We start from the raw sequence: 23,138 nt of genomic DNA on the forward strand, positions 1-23,138 counted from the left end.
GGGGTTCGGCTATGCGGCTCGGCATCAATCTCGGCTACTGGGGCGCGGGAATGGACGGCGACAATCTCGCCGTCGCACAGGAGGCCGACCGGCTCGGCTACGACGTCTGCTGGGCGGCCGAGGCGTACGGCTCCGACGCGCCGACCGTGCTGGCCTGGGTGGCGGCGCAGACGGAGTCCATCGACGTCGGCTCCGCCATCCTCCAGATCCCGGCGCGCCAGCCCGCGATGACGGCCATGACGGCGGCCACGCTCGACTCCCTGTCGGGCGGCCGGTTCCGCCTCGGCCTCGGTGTGTCGGGCCCGCAGGTCTCCGAGGGCTGGTACGGCGTCAAGTTCGACAAGCCGCTGGCCCGCACCCGCGAGTACGTGGACATCGTCCGCAAGGCGATGACCCGCGAGCGGCTTTCGTACGAGGGCGAGCACTGGACGCTCCCGCTGCCGGACGGCCCGGGCAAGCCGCTCAAGCTGACCGTGCACCCGCAGCGCGAGCACATCCCGCTCTACATCGCCGCGATCGGCCCGAAGAACCTGGAGCAGACCGGCGAGATCGCCGACGGCGCCCTGCTGATCTTCCCGTCGGCCGAGCACCTGGAGGAGACCGCGGTCAGCCATCTGCGGGCCGGCCGCGAGAAGGCGGGCAAGACGATGGAGGGCTTCGACGTCTGCCCGACCGTCCCGCTCGCCATCGGCGACGACATCCCCGGCCTCGCGGACATGTTCCGCCCCTACACCGCGCTGTACGTCGGCGGCATGGGCAGCGCCAAGCAGAACTTCTACAACCGGCTCGCGCAGCGCATGGGGTACGAGAAGGAGGCCGCCGAGATCCAGGAGAAGTACCTCTCCGGCGACAAGAGCGGCGCGGCGGCCGCCGTACCGCACCAGCTGATCGACCAGACCACGCTGCTCGGGTCCGTGGAGCGCATCTCCGAGCGCATGCAGGCGTACGCGGAGGTGGGGGTCACGACCCTGACCCTGGCACCGGCCGGCTTCACCCTGGACGAGCGGATCGCGGCGCTCCGGGCCGGCACGGACGCGCTGGAGCGCGCCGGGCTCGCGTAACGCGGAAGAGGCTCTGCGGCCGTGGTGGGGGCTCGGGGGTCCTCCCCGCCACGGCCGTCACGGGGAACAACGCGGGCGGCGCGGCGGGGTTACGGGTCCACGCAAAAACGGTTCGCCCGCCGCGATCCGGCCCGCACCGTCGCTCCCGCGCCACCCGTTCGGCCCAGCGCCTGTTGCCCGCCCCGCCCCGCCGCATTTGACTGGCGCTCGGCGGCGCCGGCACGGAGGTGGCAGTGATGCTCTCGGCAAAGAACCTGTTCCAGGAGATCCTCGACAACGACGACTCGTTCCGGCTGTTCTGCTCCATCGCGGCCAGCGGCGAGTCCCAGGGCGGCTGGGAGAACGGCCGGATCGCGGCCCTCGTCCCCGCGAGCCAGCGCCCGCTGGCCCCCAAGATCGCCCGGCACGGGGCCGACGAGGACAAGCACGGCAGGATCTTCAACGCCCTGCTCAAGAAGCGCGGCCTGGCCCCCGGGCCCGTCCCCCCGGACACCGACTACACGATGCTCCTGGAGCGTCACGGCATCGGACTCGCGCACGAGCAGCTGGGCCGCGACGAGCCCCTGACCGAGCGCGACATCATCACGTACCTGGCCCACAGCCGGGTCACCGAACAGCGCGCCTCCGAGCAGATGCGGCTGCTGAACAAGCACTTCGCGGACCACCCCGAGCTGGGCCGCGCGGTCCGGATGATCTCCCACGACGAGGACAACCACCTCGCGTACTGCCACGAGGAGCTGCTGCGCTTCGCGCGGGCCGGGCACGGCCGCACGATCCAGAGCATCCTGCGCGAGTGCGCGCTCGCCGAGATCCGGGTCTACCGCGACGTCAGCCTCGCCGTCATGGACCACATGGGCCGGGTGCTCGGCTGGTCCCGGGCGAAGGCCGGAGTGCTCGCCGCGGGCATCCACGCCATGTACGCGTACGAACGCCTCGGCGGCTGGCGGCGCATGGTCAGCCTGGCACCGCCGACCCGGCGCGACGCCCTCGGCGGACCCGCGACACCCGCGCCCGAGTACGCCTGAGCGGGCCGGGCGCCGTCAGAGCCAGCCGCGCCGCTTGAACTGGCGGTACAGGCCCACGACCGCCCCCGCCATCAGCAGCAGCACCACCGGGTACGAGCCCACCCACCGCAGCTCCGGCATGTGCTCGAAGTTCATCCCGTAGATCCCCGCGACCATCGTCGGCACCGCGGCCATCGCCGCCCAGGCGGAGATCTTGCGCATGTCGTCGTTCTGCCGCACCCCCATCTGCGCGAGATGCGCGGACAGGATGTCGGACAGCAGCCGGTCAAGGCCCTCCACCTGCTCGTTGGCCCGGGTCAGATGGTCCTGCACGTCCCGGAAGAACGGCTGCGCGTGCTCCTGGACGAACGGCACCCCGGCGCTCGCCAGCCGGGCCATCGGACCGGACAGCGGGACGGTCGCCCGGCGGAATTCCAGCACCTGGCGCTTGAAGGTGTAGATGCGCGCCGCGGTGTTCTTGGAGTCGTCCGTACCGCTCGGCGCGAAGACCTGCGTCTCCAGCTCCTCCAGGTCGACCTGGAGCTCGCCCGCCACGTCTATGTAGTGGTCCACGATCGCGTCGCTCACCGCGTACAGGACGGCTGTCGGCCCGTGCCGCAGCACCTCCGGCTCCGCTTCGAGACGGCGACGTACGGCGGCCAGCGGCGCGCCCTCGCCGTGCCGCACGGTCACGACGAACGAGTCGCCCATGAACACCATCAGCTCGTGCGTGGTGACCGTGTCGCTGTCGTGGTCGTACAGGACCGGTTTGATCACCGCGAACAGCGAGTCGTCGTACACCTCCAGCTTCGGCCGCTGATGGGCGGAGAGGGCGTCCTCCACGGCCAGCGGGTGCAGCCCGAACTCGTGGCTGACGAGGTCGAACTCCTTCTCCGTCGGCTCGTGCAGGCCGATCCAGAGGAACGCGTCGCCGGACTCCCGCGCCTGGGCGAGCGCGTCGGAGAAATCGGCGGGGCCCTCGGTCCGGCGTCCGTCGCGGTAAATGGCGCAGTCGACAATCACGGCGCGCATTCTTCCCTGAGTGCGGCCCGGTATGCACCTTTGGCCCCGCCGGGAAACCGGGCGGCGCCCGTACGCTGGACGGCATGCCCACCCTGATCCTCGTACGCCACGGACGCTCCACCGCCAACACGGCCGGGGTGCTCGCGGGCCGGACCCCCGGCGTCGCCCTCGACGAGCGCGGCGCCGCGCAGGCCGCCGCGCTCCCCGGACGGCTGGCCGCACTGCCGCTCGCCGCCGCCGTCAGCAGCCCCCTGCAACGCTGCCGGGAGACCCTGGAACCCCTGCTGGCCGCCCGCCCGGACCTGCCGCTGCACATCGAGGACCGGATCAGCGAGTGCGACTACGGCGACTGGTCGGGCCGCAAGCTCGCCGAGCTCACCGACGAACCGCTGATGACCGTGGTCCAGCAGCACCCCTCCGCCGCCGCCTTCCCCGGCGGCGAGTCGATGCGCGCGATGCAGGCCCGCGCCGTCGACGCGGTACGGGAGTGGAACGCGCGGATCGAGGCGGAGCACGGCGAGAACGCCGCGTACGTCATGTGCTCGCACGGCGACATCATCAAGTCCCTCGTCGCCGACGCGCTCGGCATGCATCTGGACCTCTTCCAGCGCGTTCACGCCGACCCGTGCTCGGTCACCGCGATCCGCTACACGAGGCTCCGCCCCTATCTGGTGCGGCTCGGCGACACGGGCGACCTCGCCGGACTCGCGCCCCGCGAACCGGGCCCGGACGCCGGTGCCGCCGGGGACGCGGCGGTGGGGGGCGGCGCTGGGGCGCCGTGATCGCCGCGCGCAGTAGGGTGGTCGCGCCGTAGAACGCTTTCCGAGGCTCCGGCCCACCCCCATCTGCCCGTCGACTCTCAAGGGAGACAGGACGTGTCCCGTCAGGTGTTCCTCTACGACCCCCCGGACCGCTTCGTGGCCGGCACGGTCGGGCTGCCTGGGCGCCGTACGTTCTTCCTGCAGGCATCCTCAGGCGGACGTGTCACCAGCGTGGCCCTGGAGAAGACCCAGGTCTCCGCGCTCGCCGAGCGCGTGGACGAACTGCTCGACGAGGTCGTACGCCGCACCGGCGGCAACTCGCCGGTGCCCGCGGTCGCCCCGATGGACGTCACGGACACCGCGCCGCTCGACGTCCCCGTCGAGGAGGAGTTCCGCGTCGGCACCATGGCGCTCGCCTGGGACGGCGAGGAGCAGCGCATGATCGTGGAGGCGCAGGCCCTGGTCGAGCTGGACGCCGACTCCGTCGAGGACCTGGCCGAGGCCGAGGAGCGGCTGCTCCAGGACGAGGAGAACGGCCCGCCGATGCTCCGCGTCCGGCTCACCGGCGCCCAGGCCCGCGCCTTCGCCAAGCGCGCCCTGGACGTGGTCAACGCCGGCCGCCCGCCCTGCCCGCTGTGCAGCCTGCCGCTCGACCCGGAAGGACACGTATGCCCGCGCCAGAACGGATACCGCCGGGGCGCCTGAGCGACGCGGAGCAGGTCGCCCTGCTGGCCGAGGGCACGCTCACCGTCCTCGGGCAGGTCCGCGGCGCCTCCAACGCGGTGCTGTACTGCTCCGTCGCCCACGAGGGCGAGGAGGCGTACTGCGTGTACAAGCCGGTGGCCGGCGAGCAGCCGCTCTGGGACTTCCCCGACGGCACCCTCGCCCAGCGCGAGGTGGCCGCCTACGAGGTCTCCGAGGCCATGGGCTGGGGGCTGATCCCGCCGACCGTGCTGCGGGACGGGCCGTACGGCCAGGGCATGTGCCAGCTGTGGATCGAGGCCGAGGAGCCGGGCGAGGACGAGCCCGGGCTGCTCGCGCTGGTCGAGGACGAGGAGCCCGGCGAGGGCTGGAAGGCCGTCGCGTTCGCCGAGGTGGGGGAGGGCAGGACCGCCCTGCTGGTGCACGCGGACGACCCCCGGCTGCGGCGGCTCGCCGTCCTGGACGCCGTCATCAACAACGGCGACCGCAAGGGCGGCCACCTGCTGCCCGCGCCCGGCGGCCGGCTCTACGGCATCGACCACGGGGTGACCTTCAACGCCGACGACAAGCTGCGCACCCTGCTCTGGGGCTGGGCGGGCGAACCGCTGACCGCCGAGGCCGTCGAGGTCCTGGACCGGCTGGCCGCCGCACTGGAGCCCGGGGCCCCGCTGCTCACCCGGCTGGCCGAACTCATCACGGCGGCCGAGATCGAGGCCCTGCGGGCCCGCGTGGCCGGCCTGCGGGAGACCGGGCTGCACCGGGAGCCCAGCGCCGAGTGGCCCGCCATCCCCTGGCCGCCCGTCTGACGGCCGGTCCGCCCCGATGCACGCCGTGCGCGGCGGCGCAAGAGTGCCTCTTCGGTCAGGATGACCCCTCCGGTTCGTATCCGGAAGCCGCATCCGGTTACGCTCGTGGCATGCATGCCTGGCCCGCTTCTGAGGTCCCCGCCCTGCCCGGCAAGGGCCGCGACCTTCGGATCCACGACACCGCGACCGGCGGACGGATCACCCTTGACCCCGGTCCCGTCGCCCGCATCTACGTCTGCGGCATCACGCCGTACGACGCGACCCACATGGGTCATGCGGCGACCTACAACGCGTTCGACCTCGTGCAGCGCGTGTGGCTCGACACCAAGCGGCAGGTTCACTATGTCCAGAACGTGACGGACGTGGACGACCCGCTGCTGGAGCGGGCCGTGCGCGACGGACAGGACTGGACCGAGCTCGCGGAGCGCGAGACGGCCCTGTTCCGCGAGGACATGACCGCACTCCGCATGCTCCCGCCGCGCCACTACATCGGCGCCGTCGAGGCGATACCCGGCATCGTGCCGCTCGTCGAACGGCTCCGTGACGCGGGCGCCGCCTACGAGCTCGACGGCGACATCTACTTCTCCGTCGACACCGACCCGCACTTCGGCGAGGTGTCGAACCTCGACGCCGAGGCCATGCGCCTGCTCTCCGCCGAACGCGGCGGCGACCCGGAGCGCCCCGGCAAGAAGAACCCGCTCGACCCCATGCTCTGGATGGCCGCCCGCGAGGGCGAGCCCAGCTGGGACGGCGGCTCCCTCGGCGCCGGACGCCCCGGCTGGCACATCGAGTGCGTGGCCATCGCCCTCGACCACCTTGGCATGGGCTTCGACGTCCAGGGCGGCGGCTCCGACCTGGCCTTCCCGCACCACGAGATGGGCGCCTCGCACGCCCAGGTGCTCACCGGCGAGCACCCCTTCGCCCAGGCGTACGTGCACGCCGGCATGGTCGCTCTGGACGGCGAGAAGATGTCCAAGTCCAAGGGCAACCTCGTCTTCGTCTCCGCGCTCCGCCGCGACGGCGTGGACCCGGCCGCGATCCGCCTGGCCCTGCTCGCCCACCACTACCGCTCCGACTGGGAGTGGACCGACCAGGTGCTCGCCGACGCGGTGGCCCGGCTCGACCGCTGGCGCGCCGCCGTCTCCCGCCCGGACGGGCTGTCCGCCGACGCCCTGGTCGAGGAGGTCCGCGCGGCCCTCGCCGACGACCTGGACGCCCCGGCCGCGCTGGCCGCGGTGGACCGCTGGGCCGAGCGGCAGACCGCCGAGGGCGGTACGGACGAGGGGGCGCCCGGCCTCGTCTCCCGTGCCGTGGACGCCCTCCTCGGCGTGGCCCTGTAGTTCATTTTCGTAACTCTCCGTCGTAGCAACCGACTTCACCGGCCCCGGACTTCTTCATGAAGTTCGGGGCCGGTTCCGTTTTGTCCATGGTCAAATGCTCGGTGCTGCGCTAAAAGCGCTCTATGCAATCATCAACGCGCATCAGATCGGCGGTAGTTGCAGCGCTGCTGGGACTCCTCGCCGTACTCACCGGACCGGGTGCCGCCCGCGCCGACGACACGGCGGAGCCCGCCGGGGCGACGGTCGGCGATCTCACCGGCTTCGCGGCCGACGGGGCCGTGTACCGCCTGACGGCGGGGGCGGCGAAGGCCAGGGTCAGCTTCGTCTCTGAGGAGACCTTCCGCATCGAACTCGCCCCCGAGGGCACCTTCGAGGACCCCGCCGGCGACGCCATCGTGCTGCCGCAGGGCACCCCGCCGCGCACCCGCTGGAAGGAGCGCGGCGACCGCTACGAGCTGTCCACCCGGAGCGTCACCCTCCGTGTCTACAAGTCGCCTTTGCGGTTCGCCCTCTATCGGGCGGACGGCAGCCGGGTCTGGTCCGAGGCGAAGGGGCTGAGCTGGGACGCCGAGCAGACCACCCAGACCCTGGCGCGCGGCGCCGACGAGCAGTTCTACGGCGCCGGCATGCAGAACGGCCGGGGCAACACCTCGCACCGGGACAAGACCGTCGAGGTGGGCGTCGACTACAACTGGGACGACGGCGGCCACCCCAACTCGGTGCCGTTCTACCTCTCGTCGGCCGGCTACGGCGTCTTCCGCAACACCTTCGCGCCCGGCACCTACGCCTTCAACGACCCGGTGACCACCAGCGAGAAGGAGCGGCGCTTCGACGCGTACTACTTCGCCGGTGACAGCGCCAAGGACGTGATCGGCCAGTACACGCAGCTCACCGGCAAGCCCTTCCTGCCGCCCGTCTACGGCATGGAGATCGGCGACGCCGACTGCTATCTGCACAACGCCAACCGGGGCGAGCGCCACACCCTGGACGCGCTGAAGGTCGCCGACGGCTACCTCGACAACGACATGCCGAACGGCTGGATGCTCGTCAACGACGGCTACGGCTGCGGTTACGAGGATCTCGCCGAGACAGCGAAGGGCCTCCAGGACCGGGGCATGCAGGCCGGCCTCTGGACCGAGGACGGCATCGACAAGCTGGCCGACCAGGTCAAGGCCGGGCAGCGGGTCGCCAAGCTGGACGTCGCCTGGGTCGGCGACGGTTACAAGTTCGCGCTCGACGGCTGCAAGGACGCGTACCAGGGCATCGAGGCCAACAGCGACGCGCGCGGCTTCACGTACGCCCCCGAGAGCTGGTCCGGCGCGCAGCGCTGCGGGGTCCAGTGGTCCGGCGACCAGTACGGCACCTGGGACTACATCCGCTGGCAGATCCCGACCTACGCGGGCGCCACGATGTCCGGCCTCGCCTACACCACGGGCGACGTCGACGGCATCTTCGGCGGCAGCGCCAAGACGTACACCCGTGACCTCCAGTGGAAGATGTTCCTGGGGACCACGATGACCATGGACGGCTGGGCGGCCAGCGACAAGCAGCCCTTCCGCTACGGCGAGCCGTACACCTCCATCAACCGCGACTACCTCAAGCTCAAGGAGTCGCTGCTGCCCTACCAGTACTCCTACGCGCACGAGGCGACCAAGACCGGTGTCGGCATGGTCCGCCCGCTGGTCCTGGAGTACCCGGACGACCCGAAGGCCGCGACCGACGCCGCGAAGTACGAGTTCATGTCGGGCGAGGACTTCCTCGTCGCCCCGGTCTACGAGGACAGCACCGAGCGCGACGGCATCTACCTGCCGAAGGGCACCTGGACCGACTACTGGACCGGGCGCACCTACCAGGGCCCCGTCACCCTCGACGACTACAGCGCCCCGCTGGACACCCTGCCGCTGTTCGTGAAGGCCGGGGCGAGCGTGCCGATGTGGCCGGGCATCCGCTCGTACACCGACCGCACCGCCGGCTCCCCGCTGGCCTGGGACATCTACCCGCAGGGCCGCTCCTCGTTCACGCTGTACGAGGACGACGGCGTGACCCGCGAGCACCGCGACGGCGCGTACGCCACCCAGACCGCCGACGTCCGCGCACCCTCCCTGGGCTCCGGCGACGTCACCGTGGACATCGGCGCGAGCAAGGGGAGGTTCAAGGGCAAGCAGACCAGCCGCCCGTACGAGTTCACCGTGCACACCGGCTCCGAGCCGAGCGCGGTCCAGCTGAAGGGCAACCTGCCCCGGCTCACCTCGGCCGCCGCGTACGCGAAGGCGAAGCAGGGCTGGTTCTACGACCGGGACGACCGGGGCGGCGTGGTGAAGATCAAGACCGCACCGCTGCCCACGGACCGGAAGTTCTCCGTGAAGCTCAAGCACACCAGCGCGGTCGGCGGCCGGAACGCCGCCGCCACGGCCTCCGTCACCGCCCCGCGCGGCCAGGAGACCGGCGCGGGCGCCCCGAGCACCGTCGCCGTCGACGTCACGGCGGGCCGGGCCGACGTCACGGACGCGTCCGTCACGCTCGACGTCCCGAAGGGCTGGCAGGCCACCCCCGCCGCGCCCGTGAAGCGGATACCCGCGGGCACCACCCGCCGCGTCGAGGTCCGGGTCACCCCGGCGAAGGACGCGAAGGCGGGCGAGCAGCGGCTGACCGCCCTCGCCCGCTACCGGTCGGCGGGTGAGTCCCGCACCGCCACGGAGCGGCTGGCGGTCTCCGTCATGCCGGCGCCGCCCACCGGTGAGACCTGGGCGAGCGACATGGAGTGGCTGAACGCGGTCAACGGCTACGGCCCCGCCGAACGGGACCGCAGCAACGGCGAGTCGGGCGCGGCCGACGGGCACCCGCTCACGCTGGCCGGGAAGACGTACGAGAAGGGGATCGGCACCCACGCCGACTCCGACATCGAGGTCTACCTCGGCGGGCAGTGCTCCCGGTTCACCGCGGATGCCGGCATCGACGACGAGATCAACGGGTACGGCGAGGTCGCGTTCTCCGTGGAGGCCGATGGCAAGGTGCTGTGGACCTCGCCGAAGGTGACCGGCGCGTCGGAGACCGTACCGGTCGACGTGGCGCTCGACGGGGCACGGCACGTACGCCTGAAGGTCACGGACACGAACGGGTCCAAGACCGGTGACCACGGCGACTGGGGCGCGGCGCGCTTCGTCTGCTCCTGAATGACGGTCGCACAGCGCAGGAGCCGGGCGGGTTCGCACCCGCCCGGCTCCGTGCCGCACTCAGTCCTGCGACGGGGGGCCGTCGTCCGGCGCGTCGTCGTCGGGGCGGCCGTCGTCCGCGTCGCCGTCGTCCGCCCGGCTGTCGTCCGCGCGGTCGCCGGGCCCGTCGGACGGCGGGCTTACGGGGCCCGGCTGTCCAGGACCGCCCGGCTGTCCAGGACCGGCCTCCGGCCGGACCGGCTTGGGCGGTCTCGTCCGGCCGCTCGACGTGTCCCGGAGGTACGTCGCGTCGCCGCTCTCCGTGGCGTGGCCGCCGGGCGGCTGCCCGGGGCCCGGGTCGCGGCGCCGCAGATAGCGCTCGAACTCCCGGGCGATCGCCTCGCCGCTCGCCTCGGGCAGCTCGGCGGTGTCCCGCGCCTCCTCAAGCGTCTGCACGTACTCGGCCACCTCGCTGTCCTCGGCGGCCAGTTGGTCGACGCCGACCTGCCACGCCCGCGCGTCCTCCGGCAGCTCGCCGAGCGGGATGCGCAGCCCGAGCAGATCCTCTAGCCGGTTCAGCAGGGCCAGGGTCGCCTTGGGGTTGGGCGGCTGCGACACATAGTGCGGCACCGCCGCCCACAGGCTCACCGCGGGCACCCCGGCATGGGTGCACGCCTCCTGGAGGATGCCGACGATGCCGGTCGGGCCCTCGTACCTGGTCTCCTCCAGGTCCATGGTGCGGGCCAGGTCCGGATCGGACGTCACCCCGCTGACCGGGACCGGGCGGGTGTGCGGGGTGTCGCCGAGCAGCGCACCGAGCACCACGACCATCTCGACGCCCAGTTCATGCGCGAAGCCCAGGAGCTCGTTGCAGAACGAGCGCCAGCGCATGGACGGTTCGATGCCCCGGACCAGGACGAGATCGCGGGGCTTGTCCCCGCCGACGCGGACCACGGAGAGCCGGGTCGTCGGCCAGGTGATCTTGCGTACCCCGTTGTCCAGCCACACCGTCGGGCGGTTGACCTGGAAGTCGTAGTAGTCCTCGGCGTCCAGCGCCGCGAACACCTCGCCCTTCCACTCCCGGTCCAGATGCGCGACCGCTGTGGAGGCGGCGTCACCGGCGTCGTTCCACCCCTCGAACGCGGCCACCATGACCGGGTCGATCAGCTCGGGCACGCCCTCGAGCTCGATCACCCCAGCCTCCTTCCGAAGTTCCCTTGCGTACGGACCAACCTTACGGCCTGCGGCCTCCCGGACCGCAGCCCCCGTGCACGGCCGGGTGCTCGTCTGGTACAGCAGCGTACGGCCGATACATCCGAGCTGTCGGCGGAAAATTCGTGACTCTCTCTGGACTTGCGCCCTCGGGGGCGGCTATACATCGGATGACCGCAACAGAGGTCCGATGTTATTTCCCCTGGGGGCGCGCATGAGTCAGACCGTCACGGATTTCGAGGTGCACGACATCCGTTTTCCGACCTCGGAACAACTGGACGGCTCGGACGCCATGAACCCCGACCCCGACTACTCGGCCGCCTACGTCGTCCTGCGGACCGACGCCGCCGGCGCGGACGGCGAGCCGGTCGAGGGCCATGGCTTCTGCTTCACCATCGGCCGCGGCAACGAGGTCATGGCCGCCGCGATCGAGGCCCTGCGCCCTTATCTGACCGGACGCCCCGTGCCCCGTACGGCCGCCGCCCTCGGCGCCCTGTACCGGGACCTCACGCACGACTCCCAACTCCGCTGGCTCGGTCCCGAGAAGGGCGTGATGCACATGGCGGCCGGTGCGGTCGTCAACGCCGCCTGGGACCTGGCGGCCAAGCTGGCGGGCAGACCCGTCTGGGAGTTCCTGGCCGGGATGACCCCGGAGGAGCTGGTCTCCCTCGTGGACTTCCGCTACCTCACCGACGCCCTCACCCCCGACGAGGCGCTGGCCCTCCTGCGCGCCGCCGAACCGGGGCGCGCCGGACGCGCCGCCCGGCTGCGCGCCGAGGGCTACCCCGCGTACACCACCTCGCCCGGCTGGCTCGGCTACTCCGACGACAAGCTGGTCCGGCTCGCCAAGCAGGCCGTGGCCGACGGCTTCACCCAGATCAAGCTCAAGGTCGGCGGCCGGGTCGAGGACGACGTCCGCCGCATGGCGCTCGCCCGCGAGGCCGTCGGACCCGGCGTCCGGATCGCCGTCGACGCCAACCAGCGCTGGGACGTGGCCGACGCCGTCGCCTGGATGACCGCGCTCGCCCCGTACGACCCGCACTGGATCGAGGAGCCCACCAGCCCCGACGACGTACTCGGCCACGCCGCCGTCCGCGCCGGACAGCCGGTCAAGGTCGCCACCGGCGAACACGTCGCCAACCGGGTCGTGTTCAAGCAGCTCCTCCAGGCCGGGGCCGTCGACTTCGTCCAGATCGACGCCGCCCGCGTCGCCGGCGTCAACGAGAACCTGGCGATCCTGCTGCTCGCCGCCAAGTACGGCATCCCGGTCTGCCCGCACGCGGGCGGCGTCGGGCTCTGCGAACTCGTCCAGCACCTCTCGATGTTCGACTTCGTGGCCGTCTCCGGCAGCCGCGAGGACCGGGTGATCGAGTACGTCGACCACCTCCACGAGCACTTCACCGACCCGGCCGTCATCGTCAACGGCCACTACACCGCCCCGGCGTCCCCCGGCTTCTCGGCCAGGATGCGCCCCGAGTCCATCGCCGCGCACCGCTACCCGCAGGGCCCCGTCTGGCAGGCCCGGCGCCACGAGAAGGAGGAGAGCCGATGACCGGCACACGCGACTTCGAGGGGATGAACGCCCTGGTCACCGGCGGCGCCTCCGGCATCGGGGCCGCCGTCACCACCCTGCTCCTGGAACGCGGCGCCCAGGTCGCCGTCCTCGACCGGGACACCTCCGGCACGCCCCGGGGCGCCCTCGCCGTCGAGGCCGACGTCACCGACGACGCCGCCGTGCACGCCGGGGTGGACCGGGCCGCCGCCGAACTGGGCTCCCTGCACACCCTCGTGTCCAACGCGGGCATCGGCGCCATCGGCACCGTCACGGACAACGACGACGCCGAATGGGCCCGCGTCCTCGACATCAACGTCCTCGGCATGGTCCGCGCCGCCCGGCACGCCCTGCCCCACCTGCGCCGCGCGGCCGCCGAGCGCCCCGGAGCCGTATCCATCACGCACACCTGCTCCATCGCCGCGACCGCCGGGCTGCCCCAGCGCGCCCTGTACAGCGCGAGCAAGGGTGCCGTCCTCGCGCTCACCCTCGCCATGGCCGCCGACCACGTCCGCGAGGGCGTCCGCGTCAACTGCGTCAACCCGGGCACCGCCGACACCCCGTGGATCGGCCGGCTGCTGGACCAGGCGGAGGACCCGGCGGCCGAACGCGCCGCGCTCGACGCCCGGCAGCCGCTGGGCCGGCTGGTCTCCGCCGACGAGGTGGCCGCCGCGATCGGCTACCTCGCGAGCCCCGCCGCGGCCTCCGTGACGGGCACCGCCCTGGCCGTCGACGGCGGGATGCAGGGCCTGCGCCTGCGCCCCGCCGGCAGCTGAACCCGCACCCCCGCCAAGCCAACCGGACTCCGAGCCGCGACCCACAAAGGAACGGGACACCAATGAGAGTGCGTACGACGAGTGCGGCAGCCTGTGCCGTACTGCTGGCCGTCACCGCCCTCGCGGGCTGCAACCGCGAATCGTCGGACAGCGGCGCGGGCGGCGGCAAGGTCGGCATCGACCTGCCGCGCAGCGACAGCGACTTCTGGAACTCCTACCAGAACTACATCAAGAAGGGCGTCAAGGACGGCGAGGTCTCCGCGCTCCCGCTGACCAACTCGCAGAACGACATCGGCAAGCTCGTCGCCAACGTCCAGACCTTCACCGACCAGGGCGCCAAGGCCGTCGTGATGGCCCCGCAGGACACCGGCGCGATAGCCGAATCGCTCAACACGCTCAACGAGAAGAAGATCCCCGTCGTCAGCGTCGACACCCGTCCGGACAAGGGCGACATCTACATGGTGGTGCGCGCCGACAACAAGGCGTACGGCACCAACGCCTGCAAGTACCTCGGCGAGCAGCTGAAGGGCAAGGGCAAGGTCGTCGAGTTCCAGGGCGACCTGTCCTCCATCAACGGCCGCGACCGCTCCGAGGCGTTCAAGGCGTGCATGGACAAGGACTACCCGGGCGTCAAGGTCTTCGAGCTGGCCACCGACTGGAAGGGCGACGTCGCCTCCGCGAAGCTCCAGTCCACGCTGGCCGCCCACCCCGACATCAACGGCATCTACATGCAGGCCGGCGGCGTCTTCCTGCAGCCCACCCTGGCGCTCCTGGAACAGAAGAAGCTGCTGAAGCCCGCCGGCACGGACGGCCACATCACCATCATCTCCAACGACGGCATCCCCGAGGAGTTCGACGCCATCCGCGCCGGGAAGATCGACGCGACCATCTCGCAGCCCGCCGACCTGTACGCGAAGTACGCGCTGTATTACGCGAAGGCGGCCCTCGACGGCAAGACCTTCAAGGAGGGCCCCACCGACCACGACTCCACGATCATCAAGATCCCCAACGGCTACGAGGACCAGCTCCCCGCACCCCTGGTGACCAAGGAGAACGTGGACGACCCGAAGCTGTGGGCCAACCAGCTGGAGAAGAAGAGCTAGCCATGGACGCTCAGGCACCACCACCCGCCGTCCAGGCGGAAGGCGTCGTCAAGCGCTTCGGGCCGACCGTGGCGCTCGACGGGGTGAAGCTGACCGTGCGGCCCGGCGAGTCCCACGCGCTCGTCGGCCGCAACGGCGCCGGCAAGTCGACCCTGGTCGGCGTCCTCACCGGCCTCCACAGGGCGGACGCCGGCACCGTCACCTTCGGCGGCGAGCCCGCCCCCGCCTTCGGGGACACCACGGCCTGGCAGTCCAGGGTCGCCTGCGTCTACCAGAAGTCCATGGTCGTCCCCGATCTCACCGTCGCCGAGAACCTCTTCCTCAACCGGTTCGAGGAGAACGCCCGCTGGATCAGCTGGGGCAGGCTGCGCAAGCGGGCCGAACGGCTGCTCGCGGCGTACGGCGTCGAGGTCGACCCGAACACCCGGGCGCGCGATCTCGCGGTCGAGCAGCGGCAGTTCGTGGAGATCGCCCGCGCCCTGTCCTTCGGCGCCCGGCTCATCGTCCTGGACGAGCCGACCGCCCAGCTCGACGCCCGGGGCATCGCGCGGCTCTTCGGCAAGCTCCGCGAACTCCAGAGCCAGGGCGTGGCGTTCCTCTTCATCTCGCACCACCTCCAGGAGGTGTACGAGCTGTGCACCGCGGTCACCGTCTACCGCGACGCCCGCCACGTCCTGACCGCCCCCGTCGCCGAGGTCGCCAAGGAGGACCTGGTCGCCGCGATGACCGGCGAGCAGGCGGCCGGCGCCACCGCCTGGCACGCGGCCGGTGACACGGCGCCCGACACGACCGCCGAACCCGTCCTGACCACCGAACAGCTGAGCCTCCCGGGCCGGTTCGAGCCCCTGGACCTCCAGGTGCGCCCCGGCGAGGTGCTGGGCCTGGCCGGGGCGGCGGCCAGCGGCAACACCGCCGTCGGCGAGGTGCTCGCCGGGATGCGCACGGCGGGCGGCGGCACGGTCCGGGTGCGCGGCAGGGCCGTACGGGCGGGCAGCGTGCCGGACGCGCTTGCCGCCGGGATCGGCTACATCCCGGAGGACCGGCACGACCAGGGGCTCGTCCTGGAGCGCAGCGTCGCGGAGAACGCCACGCTGACGGTGGCCGACCAGCTCGGCCCCTGGGGGACCGTCCTGCCCTCCCGTACCCGGCGGTTCGCCCGGTCCATGATCGACTCGCTCGACATCAAGACCCAGGGCCCCGAACAGCCCGTCTCCGGGCTCTCCGGCGGGAACCAGCAGAAGGTCGTCGTCGCCCGCGCGCTGGCCCGCGACCCCAGCGTGCTGGTGGCGGTCCGGCCCACGGCGGGCGTGGACGTCAAGTCCAAGGACTCGCTCCTCGGAGTCGTGCGCCGGGTCGCCGACGCGGGCAACGCGGCCGTCGTCGTCTCGGACGAACTGGACGACCTACGGGTCTGCGACCGGGTGCTCGCCCTCTTCCACGGGCGGGTCGTCGCAACGTTCGACAGCGGGTGGGCCGACGGGGAACTCGTCGCCGCCATGGAAGGTGTGGGGGAGAGGGAATGACCGGCACGGTAAGGCCGTCCACGGCCGACGACTTCGACACGGCGCTCAAGGCGGGCCCCGGCGGTGACACCGCGCTCAGCAGGCTCAAGCTGATCCGGTGGAGCGACTTCTCGCTGGTGCCGGTGATCCTGGTGCTGATGCTGATCGGCTTCATCGTCTCGCCGGTCTTCCTCACCTCCGACAACCTGATCAGCGTCGTCCAGCAGTCCTCCGAGCTGAGCCTGCTCGTCCTCGGCCAGGCGCTGATCCTCATCTGCGGCCGGATGGACCTCTCGCTGGAGTCCACGATCGGCATCGCGCCGGTCGTCGCCATGTGGCTGGTGCTGCCCACCGAGGGCGGCCGCTTCGCCGGCCTCGGACTGCTCCCCACCTGGTCCGCGATCCCGCTCTGCCTGCTGGTCGGGCTGGCGATCGGCGCCGTCAACGGCTTCCTGATGCTGAAGCTCCGGGTCAACGGCTTCATCGCCACGCTCGGCATGCTCACGATGCTGCGCGGCCTCCACATCGGCATCACCGAGGGCAAGTCCATCACCGATGTGCCGGAGTCCTTCCGCTACCTCGGCAAGAGCGAGTGGCTCGGGGTCCCGGCCGCCGTCTGGATCTGCCTGGTCCTCTTCGCGGCCGGCGGCGTTGCGCTCGCCTGGCTGCGCCACGGACGCGCGCTGTACGCGATCGGCGGCAACCCGGAAGCGGCCCGCGCGGCCGGCATCCGCGTCGACCGGGTCACCTGGATCGTCCTCGCCATCGGCGGCCTGCTCGCGGCCTTCGCCGGCATCCTCTACACCGGCCACTACGGGGCGGTCGCCGCCACCCAGGGCGACGGCTGGATCTTCCAGGTGTTCGCCGCCGCGGTGATCGGCGGCATCAGCCTCAAGGGCGGCCGCGGCACGCTGTTCGGCGCGCTCACCGGCGTACTGACGCTCCAACTGGTCGTCAACGTCATGACCCTGGGCGGCGTCCCGGCCCTCTGGAACCAGTTCCTGAACGGCGCGATCATCATCGTGGCCCTGGTCATCTCCCGCTTCGCGAGCGGCGAGAAGCAGGACTGAACCTTTTGGTCCTCAACCGCCGGACGGGCTCCTCCAGCCCGTCCGGCGCTTTTCTTCAAGCCCCTCCGGCGCTTGAGGAGCGGGTCCGGGGCAGAGCCCCGAAACGGTCACAGCGTCGATCGCAACCACTGCTCCACGCTAGCCACATGCACCGTCGCCCACGCCCGCGCAGCCTCCGCATCGCGATCCCGCAACGCCGCCAGAATCGCCCGATGCTCATGCAGCGTCCGGCTCACCGCGTCCTCCTGCGTCAGCCCCCGCCACACCCGCGCCCGCGTCGTCGGCCCCGACAGCCCGTCCAGCAGCGAGCAGAGCACCGAGTTGCCGGACGATTGCACGATGCCCCGGTGGAAGTCCAGGTCGCAGGCGACCAGCTCCTCCACCGAAGGATGCTCGCCCAGTGCGTCGAGCTGCGCGCTCAGCGCGTCCAACTGCTCCTCACCGATCCGGCTCGCCGCCATCGCCGTCGCCGCCGGCTCCAGGATCCGGCGCACCGCCAGGAACTCCAGCACGGTGTCGTCCCGGTGGAAGTCCACGACGAAGCTCAGCGCTTCCAGGAGCAGCTGCGGGTCCAGGCTCGTCACATACGTGCCGTCGCCCTGGCGGACGTCGAGAATGCGGATCAGCGACAGCGCGCGCACCGCCTCCCGCAGCGAATTGCGGGAAAGCCCCAGCTCCGAGGCGAGCTCGCTCTCCCTGGGGAGACGATCGCCGGGCCGAAGCGCACCCGAGACGATCATTCCCTTGATCTTCTCGATGGCCTCGTCGGTGACAGCCATGGGCGACCTCCATACATCCGATGTATCGCCCCATTATGCGGGCACGAAGAAGGCCGGTACGACCGTCGGACCAACTCGTGGTCCGCCGGCCGCCCGGCCCGTCCCCGCTCAGCCGCGCCGCTCGCCGAGCATCTTCTCCACACCGGCCCGGACCTCGTCCGTCGCCAGGCCCCGGATCGTCAGCGTGGTCCGCCGCCGCAGCACGTCGTCCGCGGTCTCGGCCCACTCGTGGTCCCGGGCGTAGGCGACCTGCGCCCAGACCTCCGGCGCGTCCGGGTGGATGCGCTCGGCCAGCGCCGGGTTCTCGTTGGCCAGCCGGGCGATGTCGAAGGCGAGCGAGCCGTAGTGCGTGGCCAGATGGCGGGCGGTGTCGGCGGCCATCCGGGGACCGGGCGCCCCGCCGTCCACCAGCAGCCGGTGCGCCACCGCGTTCGGGGACGCGATCCCGGGCAGCGGCAGCTTCCTGGGCAGCCGCGACATCGGCTCCATGTCCTCCGCCAACGGGTGCCCGGGCAGCGCGGCCAGCTTGTTCATCACCGTACGGCCGATGTGGCGGAAGGTCGTCCACTTGCCGCCGGCCACCGACAGCATCCCGCCCCGGCCCTCCGTGACGACCGTCTCGCGCTTGGCCTTCGAGGTGTCGCCGGGCCCGCCGGGCAGCACCCGGAGACCGGCGAAGGAGTACGTGATCAGATCCCGGGAGAGCTGCTGGTCCCGTACCGAGAACGCGGCCTCGTCCAGGATCTGCGCGGTGTCCTTCTCGGTGACCGCGACATCCGCCGGGTCGCCCTCGTACTCCTCGTCCGTCGTGCCGAGGAGCAGCATGTCCTCCCACGGCAGGGCGAACGTGATGCGGTACTTGTCGATCGGCGTGGCCAGCGCGGCCTTCCACGGCCGGGTCCGCTTCAGCACCAGGTGGGCGCCCTTGGACAGGCGTATGGAGGGCGCCGCGTTCGGGTCCTCCATCTTCCGCAGGTGGTCCACCCACGGCCCGGTCGCGTTCAGCACCAGCCGGGCGGTCACCCCGAACTCCGTACCGTCCATGGAGTCCCGCAGCTCCGCGCCCGTCACCCGGCCCCGGGTGAAGCGCAGCCCGGTCACCGCCGCGTGGTTCAGCACCACCGCGCCCGCGTCGACGGCCGCGCGGACCGTCATCAGCGCCATCCGCGCGTCGTTCATCTGGTCGTCGCCGTACACCGCGACGGCCTTGAGGTTCTCCGTACGGAGCTCCGGCACATCGCGCTGGGCCCGCGACGGGCTGATCACATGGCCGACGCCGTCGCCGAAGGCGGACAGCGCCGAGTACGCGAACACGCCCGCGCCGAGCTTCGCCGCGCCGTGCGGCCCGCCCTTGTAGACCGGCAGGTAGAAGGTGAGCGGGTTGGCCAGGTGCGGGGCGACCTGGCGGGAGACCGCACGGCGCTCGAAGTGGTTCTCCGCCACCAGCTTCACCGCACCGGTCTGGAGGTAGCGCAGACCGCCGTGGAGCAGCTTGGAGGAGGCGGAGGAGGTGGCGCCGGCGAAGTCACCGGCGTCCACCAGGGCCACCCGCAGTCCGGACTGCGCGGCGTGCCAGGCGGTGGAGATGCCCAGGATGCCGCCGCCGATCACCAGGAGGTCGTACGTCGCCTTGGAGAGCTGCTCCCGGGTCTCGGCGCGGCTCGGGAGGGAGCCGGAGGCCGGATGCGTCCCGAGTGCGGGGACGCTCTGCAGGGTGGTCATGTTCTCTACTCCTCGTCGTCGAGCCAGCCCATGGTGCGTTCCACGGCCTTGAGCCAGCTCTTGTACTCGCGGGCGCGGGTGTCCGCGTCCATGCGGGGGGTCCACTCGGCGGCCCGGCGCCAGTTGGCGCGCAGCGCGTCGGTGTCCGGCCAGAAGCCGACGGCCAGGCCGGCGGCGTAGGCGGCGCCGAGGCAGGTGGTCTCGGCGACCATCGGGCGCACCACGGGCGCGTCCAGGAAGTCGGCGAGCGTCTGCATCAGCAGGTTGTTGGAGGTCATGCCGCCGTCGACCTTGAGCGCGGTCAGCTCGACGCCGGAGTCCTTGGTCATGGCGTCGCTGATCTCACGCGTCTGCCAGGCGGTGGCCTCAAGGACGGCACGGGCGATGTGCGCCTTGGTGACGTAGCGGGTGAGACCGGCGATGACACCGCGGGCGTCGGGGCGCCAGTACGGGGCGAACAGGCCGGAGAACGCGGGCACGAAGTACGCGCCGCCGTTGTCCTCCACCGAGGAGGCCAGGGTCTCGATCTCGGCCGCGGACTGGATCAGCCCCATCTGGTCGCGCATCCACTGCACCAGCGAACCGGTGACGGCGATCGACCCCTCCAGGGCGTACACCGCCTTCTGGTCGCCGATCCGGTAGCCGACCGTGGTCAGCAGCCCGTTGTAGGAGTTGACGGGCGTCTCACCGGTGTTCATCAGCATGAAGGTGCCGGTGCCGTACGTGGATTTGGCCTCGCCCTCGGCGAAGCACGTCTGGCCGAACAGCGCCGCCTGCTGGTCGCCCAGCGCGGAGGCCACCGGCACACCGTCGAGCACGCCGCCCTTGGCGTTGCCGTACACCTCGGCGGAGGAGCGGATCTCGGGCAGCACGGCCATGGGCACGCCGATGGAGGAGCAGATCTTCTCGTCCCACTGCATGGTGTGCAGGTTCATCAGGAGCGTGCGCGAGGCGTTGGTGACGTCGGTGACGTGGACGCCGCCCTCGGTGCCTCCGGTCAGGTTCCAGATGACCCAGGAGTCCATGGTGCCGAAGAGGATGTCGCCGCGCTCGGCCCGCTCGCGCAGCCCCTCGACGTGGTCGAGCAGCCAGCGCGCCTTGGGCCCGGCGAAGTACGAGGCGAGCGGCAGCCCGGTCTCGCGGCGGAAGCGGTCCTGGCCGACGTTGCGGCCGAGATCCCTGCAGAGCCCGTCCGTACGCGTGTCCTGCCAGACGATGGCGTTGTGGACGGGCTCACCGGTGTGCTTGTCCCACAGCAGGGTGGTCTCGCGCTGGTTGGTGATACCGATCGCCTTGACGTCGGCGGCGGTGATGCCCGCCTTCACGATCGCTCCGGCGACGACTTCCTGGACGTTCTCCCAGATCTCGGTCGCGTCATGTTCGACCCAGCCCGGCTTGGGGAAGATCTGCTCGTGCTCCTTCTGGTCGACGGAGACGATCCGTCCGTCCTTGTCGAAGACGATGCAGCGGCTGGAGGTCGTGCCTTGGTCGATGGCCGCGATGAACGGGCCGGTGCCATGGCTGCCGGTGGTGTGTGCGTCGGTCACGGTGTGCTCCCGGAGGTCTGTGTGGGGTGGTGTGGGGACGGGCTAGGCGAAGGCGAGGTTGTAGAGCCCGCCCGCGAGCGCGCCGCCGATCAGCGGTCCGGCGATGGGGACCCACGCGTAGCCCCAGTCGGAGCCGCCCTTGTTCGGCAGCGGAAGCAGCGCGTGCACGATACGCGGACCGAGGTCGCGGACCGGGTTGATCGCGTACCCCGTCGGGCCGCCGAGCGACAGGCCGATCCCGACGACGACCAGGGCGGTGATGAGCGCGCCCAGCGTGCCGAGCCCGTTGCCGTCGCCGTTGAGGCCCTGGGTGAGGATGGCCAGCACCAGCACGGCCGTGGCGATGATCTCGGTGACGACGTTCTGCAGACCGTTGCGGATCTCGGGGCCGGTCGAGAAGACACCGAGCACCGGTCCGGCCTTGGGGGCCGCCGCCTTGTCGACCATGCCCTCCTCACCCGAATGGGTGCGCAGGATCTCCTGATCGGTGAGGTGCGCCCGGAACTGCCCGTAGTAGGTCAGCCAGACCAGCACCGCGCCGATCATCGCGCCGAGGAGCTGGGAGGCGAGGTAGAGCGGTACGTCGCTCCACTTCGTGCCGCCCTCGATGGCCAGGCCGATGGTGACGGCCGGGTTGAGATGCGCCCCCGACACGCCGCCGGCGAGATACGCGCCGGTCAGTACCGCGAAGCCCCACCCGAAGGTGATGGCGACCCAGCCGGCGTTCTGCGCCTTCGAGTGCTTGAGCGTGACGGCGGCACAGACACCGCCGCCGAGCAGGATGAGTACGGCGGTACCGATGGTCTCGCCGATGAAGATGTCGGAGCTGGACACCGCGACTCCTTTGTCCTTCGTCCAGGGAAGCCGAACCCCGGGTCCCTCCGGTGGTCCGCGCCCTCGTGTGAGGGCTTGGCCGGCCCGTGGCACGCTCACACAGTAACGCGAATTTCCGTTAAGTGTTCGACAATGCCGACCGGTGAACGGCAGTGTTGCTCCCCGGTGAAGGCAGCGTCAAGGGGTGTGTGACGTACGAGTCGATCGTTACGAGGGGAGCCGGCCGGGTACGAGGGCGGCTCAGAAGCGACGCGCGCCCAGGTCCCGCGAGACCGCGCGGGCGCAGTCGCGGACCGCCGCGACCAGCTCCGGGCGCAGCTCGTCGTCCTTGCAGACCCGCTCCACCGCCCCCGTGACGGCTATGGCCCCCACCGGCATCCGGCGCCGGTCGTGGATCGGCGCGGCCACCGCGGCCACGCCCTCCCAGGTCTCCTCCACATCGGAGCCCCAGCCCCGGGCCCGCACCAGATCGAGCACCGCCTCGAACTCCTCGGCACCGGTCACCGTCCGGGGCGTGAACGGCTGCCGCTCCGCCTCCATCGCCTCGGTGTGCGCGACCGGGTCGTACGCGGCCAGCACCTTGCCCAGGGCCGTGGAGTGCAGCGGCTGCATGGCGCCCACCTCAAGCACCTGGCGGCTGTCGTCGGGCCGGAAGACGTGGTGGACGATGAGGACGCCCTGCTGGTGCAGCACGCCCAGATGGACGCTCTCGCCGCTGGAGCGGGCCAGGTCGTCCGTCCAGACCAGGGCCCGGGCCCGCAGCTCGTGCACGTCGAGATAGCTGTTGCCCAGGCGCAGCAGCTCCGCGCCCAGCTGATAGCGGCCGGAGGCGGCGTCCTGCTCCACGAAGCCCTCGTGCTGGAGGGTGCGCAGGATGCCGTGCGCGGTGCCCTTGGCCAGGCCCAGTGAGGAGGCGATGTCGGACAGCCCGAGCCGCCGCTCGCCGCCTGCCAGCAGGCGCAGCATCGCGGCCGCCCGCTCCAGCGACTGGATGTTCTTGGCCATCGCGCCGTACTCCTCCACCTTGTTCGACAATGCTGAACACTATCGGTCGATGCCGACCCGCGCTCGATCGCGGGAGAATTCAGCAGCACCCCGCGACACCGGAACTCCCCGTCATCAGGATGCCGTCCGGCTCGTGGGACAGAGTGACGGCCCAGGTCGCGGCCCGGCTACCCTGGCCGGGTGCGCC

Annotated in this window: 19 protein-coding genes; 12 read left to right on the top strand and 7 right to left on the bottom strand. The window is 71.5% G+C overall.

The features are described 5' to 3' along the window. The first annotated feature begins 11 nt into the window (after positions 1 to 11). Both ACIQZN_RS28485 and ACIQZN_RS28490 read left to right on the top strand, forming a co-directional pair. A complete protein-coding gene (locus ACIQZN_RS28485; protein ID WP_403999652.1) occupies positions 12 to 1,061 on the top strand; it encodes an LLM class F420-dependent oxidoreductase in 1,050 nt (349 codons plus the stop codon). Positions 1,062 to 1,297: 236 nt separating this feature from the next. Then, the gene (locus ACIQZN_RS28490; RefSeq protein ID WP_403999655.1) at positions 1,298 to 2,086 is read left to right on the top strand and encodes a ferritin-like domain-containing protein; all 789 of its coding nucleotides are present in this window, start codon (positions 1,298 to 1,300) and stop codon (positions 2,084 to 2,086) included. A 15-nt stretch (positions 2,087 to 2,101) separates the two neighbouring features. Here ACIQZN_RS28490 and corA read toward each other — a convergent pair whose 3' ends face one another. Then, a complete protein-coding gene (corA, locus tag ACIQZN_RS28495; RefSeq protein WP_403999658.1) occupies positions 2,102 to 3,097 on the bottom strand; it encodes a magnesium/cobalt transporter CorA in 996 nt (331 codons plus the stop codon). A 74-nt stretch (positions 3,098 to 3,171) separates the two neighbouring features. Between corA and ACIQZN_RS28500 the strand changes: the two genes are divergently transcribed. The 5 genes from ACIQZN_RS28500 to ACIQZN_RS28520 all read left to right on the top strand — a co-directional run bounded on the left by ACIQZN_RS28500 (position 3,172) and on the right by ACIQZN_RS28520 (position 9,870). Continuing rightward, positions 3,172 to 3,870, top strand: a complete 699-nt coding sequence (locus ACIQZN_RS28500) for a histidine phosphatase family protein (protein WP_403999661.1) — start codon at positions 3,172 to 3,174, stop codon at positions 3,868 to 3,870. 93 nt (positions 3,871 to 3,963) lie between these two features. Then, entirely contained in the window at positions 3,964 to 4,554 is a 591-nt protein-coding gene (locus ACIQZN_RS28505; protein ID WP_403999664.1) for a DUF3090 domain-containing protein, read from the top strand. Continuing rightward, positions 4,518 to 5,357, top strand: coding sequence for an SCO1664 family protein (locus tag ACIQZN_RS28510; protein ID WP_403999667.1), 840 nt, complete (start codon positions 4,518 to 4,520; stop codon positions 5,355 to 5,357). Before ACIQZN_RS28505 ends, ACIQZN_RS28510 begins: the two co-directional genes overlap by 37 nt. Positions 5,358 to 5,467: 110 nt before the next feature. Further along, a complete protein-coding gene (gene mshC / locus ACIQZN_RS28515) occupies positions 5,468 to 6,697 on the top strand; it encodes a cysteine--1-D-myo-inosityl 2-amino-2-deoxy-alpha-D-glucopyranoside ligase (RefSeq protein ID WP_403999669.1) in 1,230 nt (409 codons plus the stop codon). 122 nt (positions 6,698 to 6,819) lie between these two features. After that, the gene (locus tag ACIQZN_RS28520) at positions 6,820 to 9,870 is read left to right on the top strand and encodes an NPCBM/NEW2 domain-containing protein (RefSeq protein WP_403999672.1); all 3,051 of its coding nucleotides are present in this window, start codon (positions 6,820 to 6,822) and stop codon (positions 9,868 to 9,870) included. Positions 9,871 to 9,930: 60 nt separating this feature from the next. Here the strand turns inward: ACIQZN_RS28520 and ACIQZN_RS28525 are convergent, their stop codons facing one another. Then, entirely contained in the window at positions 9,931 to 11,043 is a 1,113-nt protein-coding gene (locus ACIQZN_RS28525) for a PAC2 family protein (protein WP_403999675.1), read from the bottom strand. A 232-nt stretch (positions 11,044 to 11,275) separates the two neighbouring features. Between ACIQZN_RS28525 and ACIQZN_RS28530 the strand changes: the two genes are divergently transcribed. From ACIQZN_RS28530 to ACIQZN_RS28550, 5 genes are all read left to right on the top strand, one after another. After that, entirely contained in the window at positions 11,276 to 12,613 is a 1,338-nt protein-coding gene (locus ACIQZN_RS28530) for an enolase C-terminal domain-like protein (protein WP_403999678.1), read from the top strand. Next, positions 12,610 to 13,389, top strand: a complete 780-nt coding sequence (locus ACIQZN_RS28535; RefSeq protein WP_403999681.1) for an SDR family NAD(P)-dependent oxidoreductase — start codon at positions 12,610 to 12,612, stop codon at positions 13,387 to 13,389. The genes ACIQZN_RS28530 and ACIQZN_RS28535 overlap by 4 nt, the downstream gene beginning before the upstream one ends. A 62-nt stretch (positions 13,390 to 13,451) precedes the next feature. Continuing rightward, a complete protein-coding gene (locus tag ACIQZN_RS28540; RefSeq protein ID WP_403999684.1) occupies positions 13,452 to 14,492 on the top strand; it encodes a sugar ABC transporter substrate-binding protein in 1,041 nt (346 codons plus the stop codon). A gap of 2 nt (positions 14,493 to 14,494) precedes the next feature. After that, positions 14,495 to 16,015: a sugar ABC transporter ATP-binding protein gene (locus tag ACIQZN_RS28545; protein ID WP_403999687.1), complete on the top strand. Its 1,521-nt coding sequence runs from the start codon at positions 14,495 to 14,497 to the stop codon at positions 16,013 to 16,015. After that, positions 16,012 to 17,064, top strand: a complete 1,053-nt coding sequence (locus ACIQZN_RS28550; RefSeq protein WP_403999689.1) for an ABC transporter permease — start codon at positions 16,012 to 16,014, stop codon at positions 17,062 to 17,064. The genes ACIQZN_RS28545 and ACIQZN_RS28550 overlap by 4 nt, the downstream gene beginning before the upstream one ends. A gap of 107 nt (positions 17,065 to 17,171) precedes the next feature. On the opposite strand, the gene ACIQZN_RS28555 is transcribed toward ACIQZN_RS28550, so the two are convergent. The 5 genes from ACIQZN_RS28555 to ACIQZN_RS28575 form a co-directional block, all read right to left on the bottom strand. Continuing rightward, positions 17,172 to 17,843 carry a FadR/GntR family transcriptional regulator gene (locus ACIQZN_RS28555; protein WP_403999692.1) on the bottom strand — a complete coding sequence of 224 codons (672 nt, stop codon included), beginning with the start codon at positions 17,841 to 17,843 and terminating at the stop codon, positions 17,172 to 17,174. 108 nt (positions 17,844 to 17,951) lie between these two features. After that, on the bottom strand, positions 17,952 to 19,565 hold the full coding sequence (locus ACIQZN_RS28560; RefSeq protein ID WP_403999695.1) for an FAD-dependent oxidoreductase: 1,614 nt from the start codon (positions 19,563 to 19,565) through the stop codon (positions 17,952 to 17,954). A gap of 5 nt (positions 19,566 to 19,570) precedes the next feature. Continuing rightward, the gene (gene glpK, locus ACIQZN_RS28565; RefSeq protein ID WP_403999698.1) at positions 19,571 to 21,112 is read right to left on the bottom strand and encodes a glycerol kinase GlpK; all 1,542 of its coding nucleotides are present in this window, start codon (positions 21,110 to 21,112) and stop codon (positions 19,571 to 19,573) included. A 42-nt stretch (positions 21,113 to 21,154) separates the two neighbouring features. Then, positions 21,155 to 21,946 carry an MIP/aquaporin family protein gene (locus ACIQZN_RS28570; protein WP_403999700.1) on the bottom strand — a complete coding sequence of 264 codons (792 nt, stop codon included), beginning with the start codon at positions 21,944 to 21,946 and terminating at the stop codon, positions 21,155 to 21,157. A 240-nt stretch (positions 21,947 to 22,186) separates the two neighbouring features. Beyond that, positions 22,187 to 22,951 (bottom strand): IclR family transcriptional regulator, encoded by a 765-nt coding sequence (locus ACIQZN_RS28575; protein WP_403999742.1) that lies wholly within the window; start codon positions 22,949 to 22,951, stop codon positions 22,187 to 22,189. Between the last annotated feature and the right edge of the window lie 187 nt (positions 22,952 to 23,138).

It is taken from the genome of Streptomyces sp. NPDC097595 (genome assembly GCF_044761525.1).
Classification (GTDB): Bacteria; Actinomycetota; Actinomycetes; order Streptomycetales; family Streptomycetaceae; genus Streptomyces; species Streptomyces drozdowiczii_A.

What these genes read in the sequence shown, in the direction of transcription:
- ACIQZN_RS28535 (WP_403999681.1), top strand. Translation starts at nt 12,610, where the DNA reads ATGACCGGCACACGCGACTTCGAGGGGATGAACGCCCTGGTCACCGGC.
- mshC (WP_403999669.1), top strand. Translation starts at nt 5,468, where the DNA reads ATGCATGCCTGGCCCGCTTCTGAGGTCCCCGCCCTGCCCGGCAAGGGC.
- ACIQZN_RS28540 (WP_403999684.1), top strand. Translation starts at nt 13,452, where the DNA reads ATGAGAGTGCGTACGACGAGTGCGGCAGCCTGTGCCGTACTGCTGGCC.
- ACIQZN_RS28530 (WP_403999678.1), top strand. Translation starts at nt 11,276, where the DNA reads ATGAGTCAGACCGTCACGGATTTCGAGGTGCACGACATCCGTTTTCCG.
- ACIQZN_RS28560 (WP_403999695.1), bottom strand. Translation starts at nt 19,565, where the DNA reads ATGACCACCCTGCAGAGCGTCCCCGCACTCGGGACGCATCCGGCCTCC.
- ACIQZN_RS28520 (WP_403999672.1), top strand. Translation starts at nt 6,820, where the DNA reads ATGCAATCATCAACGCGCATCAGATCGGCGGTAGTTGCAGCGCTGCTG.
- ACIQZN_RS28555 (WP_403999692.1), bottom strand. Translation starts at nt 17,843, where the DNA reads ATGGCTGTCACCGACGAGGCCATCGAGAAGATCAAGGGAATGATCGTC.
- ACIQZN_RS28575 (WP_403999742.1), bottom strand. Translation starts at nt 22,951, where the DNA reads ATGGCCAAGAACATCCAGTCGCTGGAGCGGGCGGCCGCGATGCTGCGC.
- ACIQZN_RS28485 (WP_403999652.1), top strand. Translation starts at nt 12, where the DNA reads ATGCGGCTCGGCATCAATCTCGGCTACTGGGGCGCGGGAATGGACGGC.
- corA (WP_403999658.1), bottom strand. Translation starts at nt 3,097, where the DNA reads ATGCGCGCCGTGATTGTCGACTGCGCCATTTACCGCGACGGACGCCGG.
- ACIQZN_RS28490 (WP_403999655.1), top strand. Translation starts at nt 1,298, where the DNA reads ATGCTCTCGGCAAAGAACCTGTTCCAGGAGATCCTCGACAACGACGAC.
- ACIQZN_RS28500 (WP_403999661.1), top strand. Translation starts at nt 3,172, where the DNA reads ATGCCCACCCTGATCCTCGTACGCCACGGACGCTCCACCGCCAACACG.
- ACIQZN_RS28510 (WP_403999667.1), top strand. Translation starts at nt 4,518, where the DNA reads ATGCCCGCGCCAGAACGGATACCGCCGGGGCGCCTGAGCGACGCGGAG.
- ACIQZN_RS28550 (WP_403999689.1), top strand. Translation starts at nt 16,012, where the DNA reads ATGACCGGCACGGTAAGGCCGTCCACGGCCGACGACTTCGACACGGCG.
- ACIQZN_RS28545 (WP_403999687.1), top strand. Translation starts at nt 14,495, where the DNA reads ATGGACGCTCAGGCACCACCACCCGCCGTCCAGGCGGAAGGCGTCGTC.